12 protein-coding genes and 1 tRNA gene are annotated in these 13,204 nt (G+C 67.2%); 7 read left to right on the top strand and 6 right to left on the bottom strand.

Going from position 1 to position 13,204, the window contains the following annotated elements:
* From GRX31_RS23370 to GRX31_RS23365, 3 genes are all read left to right on the top strand, one after another.
* On the top strand, positions 1 to 330 hold a 330-nt coding region (locus GRX31_RS23370), incomplete at its 5' end, for a helix-turn-helix domain-containing protein (protein WP_160855136.1).
* Positions 331 to 438: 108 nt separating this feature from the next.
* Positions 439 to 561, top strand: coding sequence for a hypothetical protein (locus GRX31_RS31050; protein ID WP_013803059.1), 123 nt, complete (start codon positions 439 to 441; stop codon positions 559 to 561).
* A 134-nt stretch (positions 562 to 695) separates the two neighbouring features.
* Positions 696 to 1,307: a hypothetical protein gene (locus GRX31_RS23365; RefSeq protein WP_034369313.1), complete on the top strand. Its 612-nt coding sequence runs from the start codon at positions 696 to 698 to the stop codon at positions 1,305 to 1,307.
* A 45-nt stretch (positions 1,308 to 1,352) separates the two neighbouring features.
* Here the strand turns inward: GRX31_RS23365 and GRX31_RS23360 are convergent, their stop codons facing one another.
* Both GRX31_RS23360 and GRX31_RS23355 read right to left on the bottom strand, forming a co-directional pair.
* Positions 1,353 to 3,290, bottom strand: a complete 1,938-nt coding sequence (locus GRX31_RS23360; protein WP_160855135.1) for a hybrid sensor histidine kinase/response regulator — start codon at positions 3,288 to 3,290, stop codon at positions 1,353 to 1,355.
* An 86-nt stretch (positions 3,291 to 3,376) separates the two neighbouring features.
* Complete coding sequence (locus tag GRX31_RS23355) at positions 3,377 to 3,670, bottom strand: DUF2789 domain-containing protein (RefSeq protein ID WP_016452404.1); 294 nt, start codon at positions 3,668 to 3,670, stop codon at positions 3,377 to 3,379.
* 202 nt (positions 3,671 to 3,872) lie between these two features.
* Between GRX31_RS23355 and GRX31_RS23350 the strand changes: the two genes are divergently transcribed.
* On the top strand, positions 3,873 to 4,136 hold the full coding sequence (locus GRX31_RS23350; protein ID WP_016452405.1) for a hypothetical protein: 264 nt from the start codon (positions 3,873 to 3,875) through the stop codon (positions 4,134 to 4,136).
* A 179-nt stretch (positions 4,137 to 4,315) separates the two neighbouring features.
* Here GRX31_RS23350 and GRX31_RS23345 read toward each other — a convergent pair whose 3' ends face one another.
* Positions 4,316 to 5,272 (bottom strand): LysR family transcriptional regulator, encoded by a 957-nt coding sequence (locus tag GRX31_RS23345; protein WP_016448914.1) that lies wholly within the window; start codon positions 5,270 to 5,272, stop codon positions 4,316 to 4,318.
* 106 nt (positions 5,273 to 5,378) lie between these two features.
* Between GRX31_RS23345 and GRX31_RS23340 the strand changes: the two genes are divergently transcribed.
* Complete coding sequence (locus GRX31_RS23340; protein WP_160855133.1) at positions 5,379 to 6,596, top strand: MFS transporter; 1,218 nt, start codon at positions 5,379 to 5,381, stop codon at positions 6,594 to 6,596.
* Positions 6,597 to 6,643: 47 nt separating this feature from the next.
* On the opposite strand, the gene GRX31_RS23335 is transcribed toward GRX31_RS23340, so the two are convergent.
* The 3 genes from GRX31_RS23335 to GRX31_RS23325 all read right to left on the bottom strand — a co-directional run bounded on the left by GRX31_RS23335 (position 6,644) and on the right by GRX31_RS23325 (position 10,694).
* Positions 6,644 to 8,455: an SAM-dependent methyltransferase gene (locus tag GRX31_RS23335; protein WP_160855131.1), complete on the bottom strand. Its 1,812-nt coding sequence runs from the start codon at positions 8,453 to 8,455 to the stop codon at positions 6,644 to 6,646.
* 70 nt (positions 8,456 to 8,525) lie between these two features.
* Positions 8,526 to 9,626 carry a peptidoglycan-binding protein gene (locus tag GRX31_RS23330; RefSeq protein ID WP_160855129.1) on the bottom strand — a complete coding sequence of 367 codons (1,101 nt, stop codon included), beginning with the start codon at positions 9,624 to 9,626 and terminating at the stop codon, positions 8,526 to 8,528.
* 45 nt (positions 9,627 to 9,671) lie between these two features.
* On the bottom strand, positions 9,672 to 10,694 hold the full coding sequence (locus GRX31_RS23325; RefSeq protein ID WP_237426764.1) for a hypothetical protein: 1,023 nt from the start codon (positions 10,692 to 10,694) through the stop codon (positions 9,672 to 9,674).
* A gap of 590 nt (positions 10,695 to 11,284) precedes the next feature.
* Between GRX31_RS23325 and GRX31_RS23320 the strand changes: the two genes are divergently transcribed.
* A tRNA-Ser gene (locus GRX31_RS23320) sits at positions 11,285 to 11,374 on the top strand.
* Positions 11,375 to 11,958: 584 nt separating this feature from the next.
* On the top strand, positions 11,959 to 13,143 hold the full coding sequence (gene wecB, locus GRX31_RS23315; protein WP_016452411.1) for a non-hydrolyzing UDP-N-acetylglucosamine 2-epimerase: 1,185 nt from the start codon (positions 11,959 to 11,961) through the stop codon (positions 13,141 to 13,143).
* The last annotated feature ends 61 nt before the right edge of the window (positions 13,144 to 13,204 follow it).

Below are 13,204 nucleotides of genomic sequence, written 5' to 3'. Positions count from 1 at the left end.
GCCGCGCACGCCTGGCCCGGCAACCTGCGCGAGCTGCACAACGCGCTGCGCTACGCCGCAGCCCTGTGCGGCCACGATGGCGACGGCACCATCGAGCCCGACCACCTGCCTGACCACCTGCACGATGCGCTGCACCGCGCACCAGCGCGCACCGCCTTGGCTGGCAATGCCGGCGAGCCCGCCGCACAGGCGCTGGAACAGCTGCTTGCGCAATGCCAGGGCAATGTCTCCGAGGCGGCGCGCCAGCTCGGCGTCAGCCGCTCCACCATCCACCGGCGCATCCAGCAGCTGCAGCTGGGCGTGCGGCATGCCCAATGGCGCGGGCCCTAGGGCCGAGCGGCAACCGGCAATACCGAAGCATCGCTGACACGGTGTTACAGGAGCTACGGCGTTCACCAGTAGATTGACGCGTTTCGTCCATTGCGGCCCCAAAAAAAGATGAAACCCAAGATCAACTTCATTGAACGCGAGCGCCTGTTCCGGCGGGAACTGAAACGGCGAAAGGTCAGGTTCCTGCCCATGCAGGTATTGCGCCGGCTGTTCGAGAAGGCAGGTGTCTGAGCCCTCCCCCACGGCTGCACAACTGGAGCAGGTCTGGCTGCGCATGCAGCCTCGTCAAACCCGCCGCATTCAGCGCTACACTGCCCGGCTCGCTGCCCATGGGCGAAGCAACGAATACGGCCGGGTGACTTGGCATGTATGGGCAGCTTTGGCTTTGGATTGCCCCAGAAAAACGGGAGAGTGGCTTGCCGATATACAGCTTGTCTTGTGCCAATTGCTCCGCTCCACTGGAGATTGGAAGTGATACGGAACGCTTCATCTGCGCGCATTGCGGAAGCGCCCAAATTCTTGAACGTCAAGGCGGGATCATTTCACTGAAAAAGGTGGAACACTCCCTTCACGCCATCCAACGGGGCACGGATCGCACAGCGGCAGAGCTGGCCATTCCAAGGCTGACGCAAGAAAAGCAGCAAATTCTGGCGCTGCGTGCACAAGCGTTGGAAGCCCATCAAAAGAAGCGTGCACACGCACGCGGCCGAAGGTTGAAGCTGACCGGCATCAGCTTCCTCGTCCTGCTTCTTGCGGGTCCTACGGCGATAAACCAGATCAAGATGCCTGCCATCAACACTGCGCTCACGTTGGCGTGGATGCTTTCCTTGATCGTCATACCTGCTCTTGTTTTTCTAAAAACAAGGATGCCGCGAAGTACCCCCGCGCAAGTCATCAGTGATTACGACGCGCAATTGGCGTCGATTGAAGCCCACTTACAGGCCAATCGCGCCATTGTTTCCACCCTGCCATCTTGATGTGATGGCTTGTGAAAACTCTTCGCAGGCCATCTCCATGGGTGCTCACGCCCTCACCAACTGAAGCAGCAGCTGGCGTAGATCGTCCTGCGAATAGGGCTTGGCCAGCCGCGTCATTCCTGGTGGCAGTGCCGGTATGTCGGCAAAGCCGCTGGCCAGGATGAAGTTCAGGCCCGGGTATCGCGCTGCAATATGCCGGGCCAGCTCCACGCCGTTCATGCCGGGCATGGCGTAGTCGGAGATGACCACGTCGAAGCGCGCCTGCCGCGCAAGCAGGTCGATGGCCTCCTGCCCGGCGCTCAGGGTCGTGACGCGGTGGCCCAGGTCTTCCAGCAGGGCCGAGGCATTGGCCCTCACCAGCGGGTCGTCATCCACCAGCAGCACATCCAGGGGCCCCACGTCCTGCACGCTTTGCCCGCCCAGATGGCAGGCCGTGCTTTCGTCCTTGGAGACGGGCATCCACATCTCCACCGTGGTGCCGCTGCCCAGGGCGCTGTGCAGCACGAGCTTGCCGCCGGACTGGGCCACCAGCCCGTCCACCATGGCCAGGCCCAGGCCGGTGCCCTTGCCCACGCCCTTGGTGGTGAAGAAGGGCTCGACCACATGCGAGAGTGTCTGTTCGTCCATGCCCTCGCCGGTGTCCACCACGCGCACGCAGACATACGAGCCCGAGGCCAGGCCCGCAAGCTGGCGCGGCAGCGTGGTTTCCACGGCCGCCGTGATCTTGATGACGCCGCCGCCCGGCATGGCATCGCGCGCATTGGCAACCAGGCTGAGGATGCTGCTCTCGAACTGGCTGGGGTCGGTGGCGATGCGCGGCAGGTCTGAGGCCAGGGCCATCTTCAGAAAGATATGCGGGCCAGCCGTCTGCTGCAGCAGGCCTTGCATCCCGGTCAGCAGCACAGCGACGTCCACGGCCTGCGTCTTCAATTCCTGCTGCCGCGCAAAGGCCATCATGCGCTGGGTCAGCGAGGCACCGCGCTGTGCGCCGCGCGTGGCGATCTCCACCAGCGAACGCAGGCGATCGTCGGGCGGCATGCGCTTGCGCAGCAATTCCAGGCTGCTGAGCACGGCCATCAGCAGATTGTTGAAATCATGGGCCACCCCGCCCGTGAAGCGGCCGATGGCCTCCATCTTCAAGGCCTGGCGCAGCTGGACCTCGGCAGCCTTGCGCTCCGTCACATCACGCGTGACCTTGGCAAAACCGATCAGTTGGCCCGCGTCGTAGATGGCATCGATCACGACCGATGCCCAAAAACGCGAGCCGTCCTTGCGCACGCGCAGGCCTTCGGCCTCCATGCGGCCGGTGCTGACGGCCGTGCGCAGTCCCGCCTGTGGCAGCCCCGCCTGCTGGTCCTCTGGTGTGTAAAAGCGCGAGAAATGGGTATGGAGGACCTCGTCCTCTTCATAGCCCTTGATGCGCTTGGCACCCAGGTTCCAGCTGACGATGCGGCCCTCGGGATCCAGCATGTAGATCGCACAGTCGGTCACGCTCTGCACCAGCAAGGCAAAGCTGCGCTCGGCGCTGGAAAGAGGGCTGGACCGGGAAGGCACGGCCAGAGCCTGCGATGCCCCGGACGGGGGTGCATCCGCCTCGCGCACACTCAGCAGCAGGGCCAGGCTGCCATCGCCGAGCCGTACGCGAGAGCTGCATGAGGCCACAGGCCGCTCGCGTCCCGTGCAGGTCAGCAAGGGCCAGCGGCTGGCCTGCCGTGCGGCGCCTGCGGGCTCGCACTGGCTGTTGAACCAGCCTGCGCGCCCGCTGCTGGCGACGAAGCGGTCCTCGAAAACACTGCCCTCCAGGGCATCGCCGGAATGCTCCAGCAGGCTCAACGCATGGCGGTTGCAGCGCGCCAGGCGTCCATCGAGTCCGACGACGAAGACTGCGTCCGGAAAGGCCTCCAAAGCAGCAAGGCCCGGATCAAGGGGGAGTTGTGCGTCGGAGCCTGCAGGGGCCGGCGCCAGACCAGTCGAGGTCAGCATGTGAACGACTCCGTAGGCAAATGGGTTGAACGAGCCGGAAAAATTGTAAGCACCACGGGTTCATCGCAAGCGGTTGCATCACAGGATCAGGGACGAGCCTCCTGCTCGTGCCCGGCAATTGCGGGCGAAGGCGCAGCCTGGAGGTCCGGCTCGGCATGCAAGGCCTCGCTGAGCTGGTCCACCACCAGCGCCCAGGTCGCATCGGCATGCCACTGCTGCGAGAACAGGGCACGTTGCGCGTCGGTCCAGAACGGTGCATCCACCAGCAGCGTGTCCTTTTCCAGCCGGTGCGAGAGGATAAACTGCTTGATGCCCTCCGGGCTGGAGTCCAGACCCAGCTGGTCGAAGAGATTGGTCATGGTGGGTTCGGCTGTGATCATGGGGGGTCCTTGTTGTGACGGGGTTGGCTCAAGGCTAGAAGCTCGGCCGGCGGCACCATGTCGGACACTGAAGCAAGCTGCCGTCGGCGGCCCTTCTGCGAGTGGGCCGCAGCGCCCGCGCCGTGCAAAGCCCTGCTCCTACACGGTTGCCTCGGCGGTCCGGCGCACCATGCAGCCATCTCATCACAGGACATTGCATTCCATGAAGAAACTGCTGCTTGCCACCGCCATTTCCTTCGCAGCTGCCGCTGCCCTGTCACCCGTCCATGCCCAGGTGGGCAAGGCCGCCTCCGAAGCCGCCGACGCTGCAGACCACAAGGTGAAGGAAAAGCAGGCCGACGCCAAGGCCAAGGACAGCGGGCCGGTCGGCAAGGCCGTGAACAACGTCAAGTCGGACTACCACAACAAGCGCTCCAAGCAGTCGGCAGAGAACGCCAAGGAATCGCTGAAGAAGGCGACCGAGTAGACGGCAACGCCCGGATAGACCAAGGCCCACTCGCGTGGGCCTTTGTCTTTTGGAGAAGCCCGGCCATGCCGGGCGCAGCCTCAGAAGCTGTGCCGCAGCGCCAACATCACACTGCGCGGCGCACCGGGCAGGTTCAGGTCGGGGCTGGTGCCGTGGGCGGACACGATGCAGCAAGCAACTCAGGGCAGCGGCGCGCGCATTCCCGTCAGGCCCGGCATGACTTCCCGCATGGCCGCAATGAAGGCGCGCAGCCGCGCCGGCTGGTGGCGCGCGGGTGGGTAGACCAGATGCACGGGCAGCGGCGCCGCCTGCCAGTCGGGCGCCAGATGCACCAGGCGCCCGGCCTCCAGATCCTCGCGCACGATCCAGGCCGAGGCCAGGGCCGCGCCCAGTCCGCCCAGGGCGGCGTTGCGCAGCGCATAAAGGCTGTCGGTGCTGAGCCGGGGCTCGAACTGCAGGCGCCAGGATTTGCAGACCCGCTCATCGCCCACGCGGTGCAGCTCCAGCTCGCGCTGGTAGAAGGTGCGCAGCGCAATCCAGGGCAGGCCCTGCAGTTCGCGCGGGTGCTGGGGCACGCTGCCCTGCCCCAGCAAGGCAGGCGCGGCCACGGCAATGCGCGGCACCTCGGCCACGCGCAGCGCAATCACCGAAGGGTCGACCACGGTGCCGACCTGCACGGCGCAGTCGATGCCTTCGGCAATGAAGTCCGGCTGGCGGTCATGCAGCAGCCATTCGACCTTGACGGCCGGATGGCGGTCCAGAAACGCCAGCAGCGGCGCCATGAGCTGGTCTTGGCCAAAGGCGTGGGGCGCGACCACGCGCAGCAGGCCGCGCGGCGTGTCCTGGGCGCCGCGCAGGTCGGACTCCAGCGCGTGCCATGCCTCCAGCAGCTCGCGCGCGTGCTCCAGGCAGCGCTGGCCGTCGTCGGTCAGCGCCATGGCGTGGGTGGAGCGCCGCAGCAGGCGCAGGCCCAGCGCGCGCTCCAGCGTCTGCAGGCGCCGGCTGACCGTGGGCTGGGTGGTGGACATCTGCTGCGCAGCGGCCGAAAGACTGCCGCTTTCGACGATGCGCACAAAGGTCTGCAGCAGTTCGATGCGGTCAGCGCCAGAAGGCAGGGGAAGGTCGGCAAGGGTCATACGCCAAGCGTATATCGATTCTGCAGGCGCAGCCACTACCGTGGTGTGCTGCGCCGCACCACACTACGGCCATCGCTTTTCAACTGCGCCTGACAGGCGCCTCAACATGTCTTCTATTCAATCTACGCATATGCAAACCGCTGCGGGCGCGCAGGCTGCCGGCGTGCCGGCATCGCTGGTGCTGCTGATGGCGACCACGGCGGGCGTGGGCGTGGCCTCGCTCTACTACAGCCAGCCCATGCTGGGGGTGCTCGGCCCCAACCTGGGCGCAGGCGAACGCGCCGTGGGCTTTGTGCCCACGCTGACCCAGCTGGGCTATGCGCTGGGCATTTTGCTGCTGGCACCGCTGGGCGACCGCATGGACCGCCGGCGCATCATCCTGGCCAAGACCGCCGCGCTGATGCTGGCCCTGCTGGCCAGCGGGCTGGCTCCGGGCCTGGCGCCGCTGCTGGCTGCCAGCCTGGCCGTGGGCCTGGCCGCCACCCTGGCGCAGGACGTGGTGCCGGCCGCCGCCACGCTGGCGCCCGAGCACCAGCGCGGCAAGGTGGTGGGCACGGTGATGACGGGGCTGCTGCTGGGCATCTTGCTGTCGCGCGTGGTCAGCGGCCTGCTGGCCGAGCATGGGGGCTGGCGCAGCGTCTACCTGCTGGCCGCCGCTGCCATGGCACTGCTGGGGGTGGCCCTGTGGCGCGGGCTGCCGAGTTTCAAACCCACCACGCAACTGGGCTATGGCGCGCTGCTGGGCTCCATGGTGCAGCTGTGGCGCAGCCAGCCTGCGCTGCGCCGCGCGGCACTGGCACAGGGCCTGCTGTCGGTGGCCTTCAGCGCGTTCTGGTCCACGCTGGCCGTGATGCTGCACCAGCAGTTCCACATGGGCAGCGCCGCTGCCGGCGCCCTGGGCCTGGCGGGTGCGGCCGGTGCGCTGGCCGCCCCGCTGGCAGGCCGGCTGGCCGACCGCAGCGGCCCGCAGCGCGTGACCTGCCTGGGTGCGGGCCTGGCCCTGGCATCGTTCGCCGTGCTGGCACTGTCGCCCTGGCTGCCGGCCGGCGCACAGCTGCCGCTGCTGGTGGCCAGCGCCATCGGTTTCGACTTCGGCATCCAGGCCACGCTGGTGGCGCACCAGACCCTGGTGTATGGCCTGGAGCCTGCCGCGCGCAGCCGGCTCAATGCGCTGCTGTTCACGGGCGTGTTCATCGGCATGGCCTCGGGCTCCGCGCTGGGCGCTCTGGCCCTGGCGCAATGGGGCTGGGGCGGCGTGGTGGCCCTGGCCTGCGCGGCATCGGCGGCAGCGCTGGGCGTGCGGCTGGCCGGCCGCCAGCACTGAAGCTGGCAGGCCGGGCCGTTGGCGGGCCTGCCAGCCTATGTCCTGGCCTATGCCCCGGCCTGCAGACGCGCCGCGCGCTGCGCCAGCCGCTGCTGCTGCGAGGCACGCAGGGCAGCGATCTGCGCCAGGATCTGCTGCTGCTTTTCCATCAGGCGCTGCGTGTGCACGCCATGGGCATCTCCCGCCAGGCCCTGGGCGATGCAGGCGAGCGCGCGCCCCGGGTCGCCGCACTGCTGCCAGGTGTAGGCCAGGTTGAGCTGGGTGCGGGCATCGCGCGGGTCTATGCGCTCGGCCTGCAGGTAGGCGTCATGCGCGGCAGCAAACTGCTCCTGGCAGAACAGGCAGTCGCCCAGCACGTTCCACAGCCAGGTGCTGAGCCAGGGGTTGAGCTCCAGCGCGCTGCGCGCCAGCTCGATGCCTGCCGCAAAGTCCCGCAGCTGCAGGCCCACGAACTCCGCCACCTCGCCCAGCAGGCGCCAGTCGCGCGGGCTGCGGGTGATGGCCTGGCGGTAGCTTTCCAGCGCGGCGTCCTGCCGGCCCGACTCCAGGTGCGTGCGGGCCTCATGGGCCGGGGCCTCGAAGAACTGCTGCGCGTCGGCGCTGAAGCGGTTGAGAAAGGCGGCCGCCGTGCGCTCGCAGCCCTCGCCGATCAGCAGCCGCGCATGGATGGCCCTTTGCGCATCGCCCGGAGGCGCCAGCACCTGCCAGCCCTCGCGCCCGAACAATTGCGCCAGCAGCGGGAAGTTCAGGCCGATGGCGCTGGTGCGGCCAAAGCGCTGGGAGGCGCCCGACTGGGCCGCCGCCTCGGGCGTGCAGGCGCCGTAGTCGTTGATGAGCACCAGGCCCTTGGGCGCCAGCCGCTGCTGCAGCGTCTGCAGCGCGCCGAAGGCGCCGTGGTTGACCAGCAGGCGTGTCGCGTCCTCGCTGACGGACAGGGCGGCATCCACCCAGGGCGACAGTGCCGCGTCGCCGCAGTCGAAAAATCCCGTCTCCTGCTCGAACAGGCCCACCAGGGGCAGCAGGCGCGCGCGCTCGGCCGCATCCGCGTGATCCACCAGGGCGCGGATCTCATGCGGCGACAGCGCGGTGTACTGGCGCACGAGCTGGGCATCGTCCGTCAGGCGGGTGCGTATGCGCAGCTCCTGCACCGGCCCGCCATTCTGGCGCCGCACGACGGTGGCGGGCAGCACATCCAGCACGTAGTTGCAGAACACGGCATGCAGCGGCGGCAGCGGCACCGTGCTGCCGTCGTGCAGCCGAACGGCCTCGGGGTGCATGGCGTCGCAGCAGCCTGCCACGACCTGGCCGCCAAACTCGGCAAACAGGCCGCGCTCGTGCCACTGCGCAACGGTGCGCGGCGAGCCGTCTGTCACGTAGCAGACCAGCCGCTGGTCGAAATCACGCCCTTCCTGCTGGCACAGGTGCCGGAAGGCCTGCAGGAACATGCGCGCGAACAGGCCGCAGCCCGCGCCCAGCTCCAGCACGGCAATCGTGCCCTGCGGCGCCGTGTCCGCGCAGTGATGGAACAGCAGGGCCGCCGCATCTTCGGAGAGACGGCCGCTGTTGTTGACCACGTAGGGCACCTCGTTCTCGGCAAAGGTCAACAGGCCCGCCTGCGCCCAATGCAGATGGCCCAGCTCCCACTCGATGCTTTCGGTGATGGGCCGAAAGTCCTGCAGCAGTTGCGAGGCGACGCGCACACCGGACAGCACGTCCTGCGGCGCACGGACCGCAGCGGGCGGCCCGGTGGGCGCACCGGCAGAGGCGGCAAGGGACAGGGAAATGGGCATGGACATGGACATGGACAGGGGCAAGGGCACGCGCAGCGCGGCCTCGCCCTTCGAATAGTCGGTTCTCAAGATGCTTTCTCCGGGAGATGCACGGCAGTGGCGCCTGCCCGCGCGGCAGGCGGCAGACGTCCGGCCGGGCTCAGGGCACGGGTGCCCACTTGGACCAGTTCAGGTCGGCCTGCTCGAAATCGGCCTTGAGCATGCGGCGCATGGCGGCCACCTCGTCCTGGGTGATCTGCGTTTCCTTCACCTGCTTGCCCGTGGCCAGGGTGCGGGCCTTGGCCAGATCGGCCTTGGTCACGGAGGCCGTTCCGGCCCAGATGGACTTGGCCGAACCCACGGTGACCCAGTGCTTGCCCTGGGACTGCAGGTCGGCCTGGTAGGCGGATTTCCAGCGCATGTTGTTCTGCGAAACGGCATTGAGCAGCTTGGCCAGCGAGCGCTGGTTGCTCACGCCTTCCTGGGCGAAGGCCTGCAGGTGCACGCGCTCGAACTTCAGCGGCAGCAGGCCCTGCTTGGCGGCCAGGCGGTCGCGCTCATCCCACCAGCGCGCGGCATCGGCCGCTTTGGCGGTATGCAGCTGGTTGAGCCAGTCGGCATCGGTGACGATGCTGCCGTCGCCCTTGACCCACTGGAAGCGCTTGAAGCCGATGTCGGCCGCCCGGCCGAAGTTGTGGTTGCTCTCGCCGGGGCCGGCCTTGGTCTGGGTCTCTGCCGCCTGCTGGGCAAAGGTGCGGCGGCGGCCGGTGGGCGTGATCCACAGCGCGATCTTGTGCGTGTCGTACATCTGCTGCACCAGGCTGGCCAGCTTGGCGCGGAAGGTGGGCTCGTACTCCGCATCGTTGGCAATGGCGGCCTTGCTGGTGGCCGCATCCTGGGCCTTGGCCTCGACATACACCGTCTTGGAGTTGTTCGCGGAGCGCATGTTCTGGTGCGATGCGGGCAGCATGGCGCTGAGCTTGGCCACCGTGGCGCCACCGGCTGCCGCCAGGCCCAGTGCCTCCTTGGCGCCACCGGCCTGCGGCTGGCCGGGCGCGGCCTTGGCCGCCGCCAGCTTGTGGTCGTTCTGGAAACGCTCCAGCGCGGCGCGCGTCTGCGCGCCGTAGCTGCCGTCGTAGTCCACGCCCAGATAGGGTGCATTCTTGGCGTCCTTCACCACGCGCAGCATGGCCTGCAGCAGGGCCACGTCATGGACCTGGTTGCTGCCGCCCTCGCCTACGCTGTCCTTGATGTCTGGCATGTGTCTTCCCTCTTTGCGGTTGTCGGTGTCACGCGCTGCACGGGCTCAGCGGGCGGGATCGGTCTTGCGGTCAGGTTTCCGGCCGGGCGCCTGTTCCGCCTTCGGCAGCAGATGCGCCAAAGGCACCGTGCGCGGCTGCAGCCTGGCCGAGCAGGCACGCAGCCGCAGCGATTCGGCATGCGCCTGTGCCATATCCGCGGCCACCTGCACCAGGGCGTGATGCGGCGCAGCTCCTGCGGGGCGCGTGAGCACCACGGCATAGCCTCCCAGGCAGTCGGCCTGCTGCGCGCGCGCTGCACGCGCGGCGGCCACGCCGGCATAGCGCGCAGCCACCACGGCCTGCACGGCAGCCGGCGGCGCCGATGCCTGTTCGGCAAACGCCTGCCGGCCTGCGTTCCAGCGCAGGCTGCGGGTCTCGATCTGGTCGGGGGCGTCGTCCTGCGGTGAGTCATAGCGCACCAGCAGCACCGGGATCCGGCCCGTGGGCGCCAGCACCCAGCTTTGGTAGCTGCCTGGAGGCTCTTCGTACTGCCAGGCCAGATGCGGCCCCTGGGCCGTGGCGACATAGAGCGCATGGCGGCGCTTGGGATGGTCGAAGCCGCCCATCTGCGTGACCAGCAAGGCGCGCGCCCCGCCTTGCACGCCGGGCAGGCGCAAGGTCCGCGCCGCAGCGGTGACCGTGCCTTCTTCCTCGCCGGTCGTCCAGACGCGCGCGCGCTGCGCGGCCTCGGACAAGGGATCGCCCGCGCCGTACAGCGGATCGGATGGCGCCAGCTGGGCCTGCCCTCTTGAAGCAGGCCAGGCCAGCGCCGCTGGCTTGCCTTGCTCCATACCGGCACGCACCAGCCTCAGTTCGAAGGGACAGGCCGACTCCGTGCAGGCAGGCAGGGACAACTCATAGGCAGGCGCCCCCTTGGCCGTGCCGGACGGCAGGCTTTCCAGCACCTGCCGCTGCAGCCCGGCAGCGAACGCCGTCGTACCCAGCAGCGCCACAAGCCCGAAGGCCAGTGCGGGCAATACCGGCGTCTGGCGAAATGAAGAATCGGCGCGCATTGAGTGGGAAGCCATGGTGATAGCGAGTTCCTATGATTTGCCAGACGGAAATCCGTTACTGCTGCATTTCATCGGCGCAGGCATTTTCCTCAAGCTCCCATTCGATGTCTGTTGCAAAATGCATCCAACGCCGCATGAAGGAAATTCGTCCCCCGCAATGCCTCCCGGACCCCGTGCAAATACCGATTCATTGGCGGTGTTTTTTCAAGAAACATCAACAATATCAATAGCTTGCACCAACACAGATGGGCAATGAAAATACCATCTTGTACACATGAAAAATGTCGCCACAGATGGACGGGCCGCACCGGAGATTCACACCGCATTCCGGCACCTTCCATTTACACGAACTCCATTACATTTTCCACCCTGAAAATCAGTGGATGACACCAGGCGCATGCATTGAACCCATCGCAAATCCGTCCCATGTCACGGTATTGCCTGCCGTCACTACCCGCCTGTCCGCGCCCGGACAGGCAACACCCGGCATTGCCACGGTTGCACTGCAGGCCCTGAGTGGGGCAACCATCGCCGCACGGGCCAGCGCAGCCGGCACCAGTTTCTTACCGTGGACGCCCGAAATCACTGCTACAATCGAGGACCTCGGAGAGGTGGATGAGCGGTTTAAGTCGCACGCCTGGAAAGCGTGTGTGGGCTAATCCCCACCGCGGGTTCGAATCCCGCCCTCTCCGCCATACACCCAGCAAAACGGGCCCCTACACGGGGCCCGTTTTCGTTTCCGGGCCTGCATTCGGCCCGGGTCCTGCCCCGCGCAGCCTCGCGCCGCATCCACCCGGCAGGCCGTCAGCGCATCAGGGAAAGTCACAGGCTGCACCTGCCCCTCAAGCCTTGCGCAGACCCCTGCCTGGGCATGCAATACGCAGGTGTCCGACAGGCACAGCCTTGTTTCAGTGATGTACTAGCTGCAACAAAGCACCCAGGCGCGCAGCTTTGTGCAACCGCAGCGCGGCGCGAACAAGCATTCAGGCCCAGCCGCAAGAGGCTTGCAGGGTGAGCGATCCGACGGAGGTTCCAAATGGAAAGCAATGTCACAAAATCCCTTCAAGTCCTCTTAATTTCCGTCAATTTCACTCAATTGACGATAGTTTTCAATCAGAGACGCCAAGCCGATCGAAAAAGCCAAAAACCCGACGTATATTCCACACCGCCTTGCAGCCTGCCCGGCCCGCCCTCGGGCTGAGACGGCCCCCGCTCTCCGGGCGCGGAGCACCAGAACAACGCAGGAGCGAAGAGCACAAGAAGACGCAAAGGGGTTGGCATGAAAATTCTTTCGTTTTTCGGGACCCGTCCCGAGGCCATCAAAATGGCGCCGCTGGTGACGGCCCTGTCGCAGACGCGCGGCATCGAAAGCGTGGTGTGCGTGACGGGCCAGCATCGCCAGATGCTGGACCAGGTGATGGAGCTGTTCGGCCTGCAGGCCCGGCACGACCTGGCCGTCATGCAACCCAGCCAGACACTCAACGGCCTGTTCTCCCGCGTGGTGGCGGGCGCCGACGGCGTGCTGGAGCAGGAAAAGCCCGACTACGTGCTCGTGCACGGCGACACCAGCACGGCCACGGCCTGTGCGCTGGCAGCATTTCACCGGCGCATTCCCGTGGGCCATGTGGAAGCCGGCCTGCGCACGGGGGATCTGGCCCAGCCCTTTCCCGAGGAAATGAACCGCCGCGTGGTCGATGTGGTCAGCCAGTGGATGTTCGCGCCCACGCCCACGTCGCGTGCCAACCTGCTGCGCGAGAACCTGCAGGGCCGCATCGCCGTGACCGGCAATACCGTCATCGATGCGCTGGCCACGCTGTGCGACCGGCTCGATGCCCGGCCCGAGCTCGCCCGCGACATTGCCGGGCGCCATCCCTGGGTGGACGCGCAGCGCCCGCTGCTGCTGGTCACGGGCCACCGGCGCGAGAACTTCGGCGAAGGCTTCCAGAACATCTGCGCCGCGCTGGCCGAGCTGGCGCGGCGCCATCCGGACCTGCTCATCGTCTACCCGGTGCACTTCAATCCTGCCGTGCGCGAGGTGGTCATGCGTACGCTGGGCGGCATGGACAACATCCGCCTCATCGATCCGCTGGACTATGTGGACTTCGTCTGGTTCATGCAGCGGGCCCGCATCATCCTGACCGATTCCGGCGGAGTGCAGGAGGAAGCACCCTACCTGGGCAAGCCCGTGCTGGTGATGCGCGATGTGACCGAGCGGCCCGAGGCCGTATCGGCCGGCACCGTGCTGCTGGTGGGCACGCAGCGCGCGCGCATCGTGGCCGAGGTGAACCGCCTGCTGACCGATGAAGGCCACCGCGCCTCGTTCGCGCGCCGCATCAATCCCTATGGCGACGGACGGGCCTCGCAGCGCATCGTACGGGCCTTGCTGGGACAGCCCTTCGAGGAGTTTGCCGCCGGACCGGCAGGCATCCTCGCCACCATGGGCAAGGGACTGGCGCCGGCCTGAAGGCCGCCAGTCCCAACGCAACGGCAGCCGCCCTGCAGCAACTGAACGTGTCACGAATCGC

Source organism: Delftia sp. CH05, assembly GCF_009827015.1.
GTDB classification, from domain to species: Bacteria; Pseudomonadota; Gammaproteobacteria; order Burkholderiales; family Burkholderiaceae_C; genus Comamonas; species Comamonas tsuruhatensis.
Note: the sequence above shows the minus strand (reverse complement) of the source record. Positions and strands in the feature narration are given on the sequence as shown.

Excerpts from the sequence above, each read along its gene's own strand:
- GRX31_RS23350 (WP_016452405.1), top strand. The coding sequence starts at position 3,873 with ATGAAGAAACTGCTGCTTGCCACCGCCATTTCCTTCGCAGCTGCCGCT.
- GRX31_RS23365 (WP_034369313.1), top strand. The coding sequence starts at position 696 with ATGTATGGGCAGCTTTGGCTTTGGATTGCCCCAGAAAAACGGGAGAGT.
- GRX31_RS23325 (WP_237426764.1), bottom strand. The coding sequence starts at position 10,694 with ATGGCTTCCCACTCAATGCGCGCCGATTCTTCATTTCGCCAGACGCCG.
- GRX31_RS23330 (WP_160855129.1), bottom strand. The coding sequence starts at position 9,626 with ATGCCAGACATCAAGGACAGCGTAGGCGAGGGCGGCAGCAACCAGGTC.
- GRX31_RS23360 (WP_160855135.1), bottom strand. The coding sequence starts at position 3,290 with ATGCTGACCTCGACTGGTCTGGCGCCGGCCCCTGCAGGCTCCGACGCA.
- GRX31_RS23355 (WP_016452404.1), bottom strand. The coding sequence starts at position 3,670 with ATGATCACAGCCGAACCCACCATGACCAATCTCTTCGACCAGCTGGGT.
- GRX31_RS23340 (WP_160855133.1), top strand. The coding sequence starts at position 5,379 with ATGTCTTCTATTCAATCTACGCATATGCAAACCGCTGCGGGCGCGCAG.
- wecB (WP_016452411.1), top strand. The coding sequence starts at position 11,959 with ATGAAAATTCTTTCGTTTTTCGGGACCCGTCCCGAGGCCATCAAAATG.
- GRX31_RS31050 (WP_013803059.1), top strand. The coding sequence starts at position 439 with ATGAAACCCAAGATCAACTTCATTGAACGCGAGCGCCTGTTCCGGCGG.
- GRX31_RS23345 (WP_016448914.1), bottom strand. The coding sequence starts at position 5,272 with ATGACCCTTGCCGACCTTCCCCTGCCTTCTGGCGCTGACCGCATCGAA.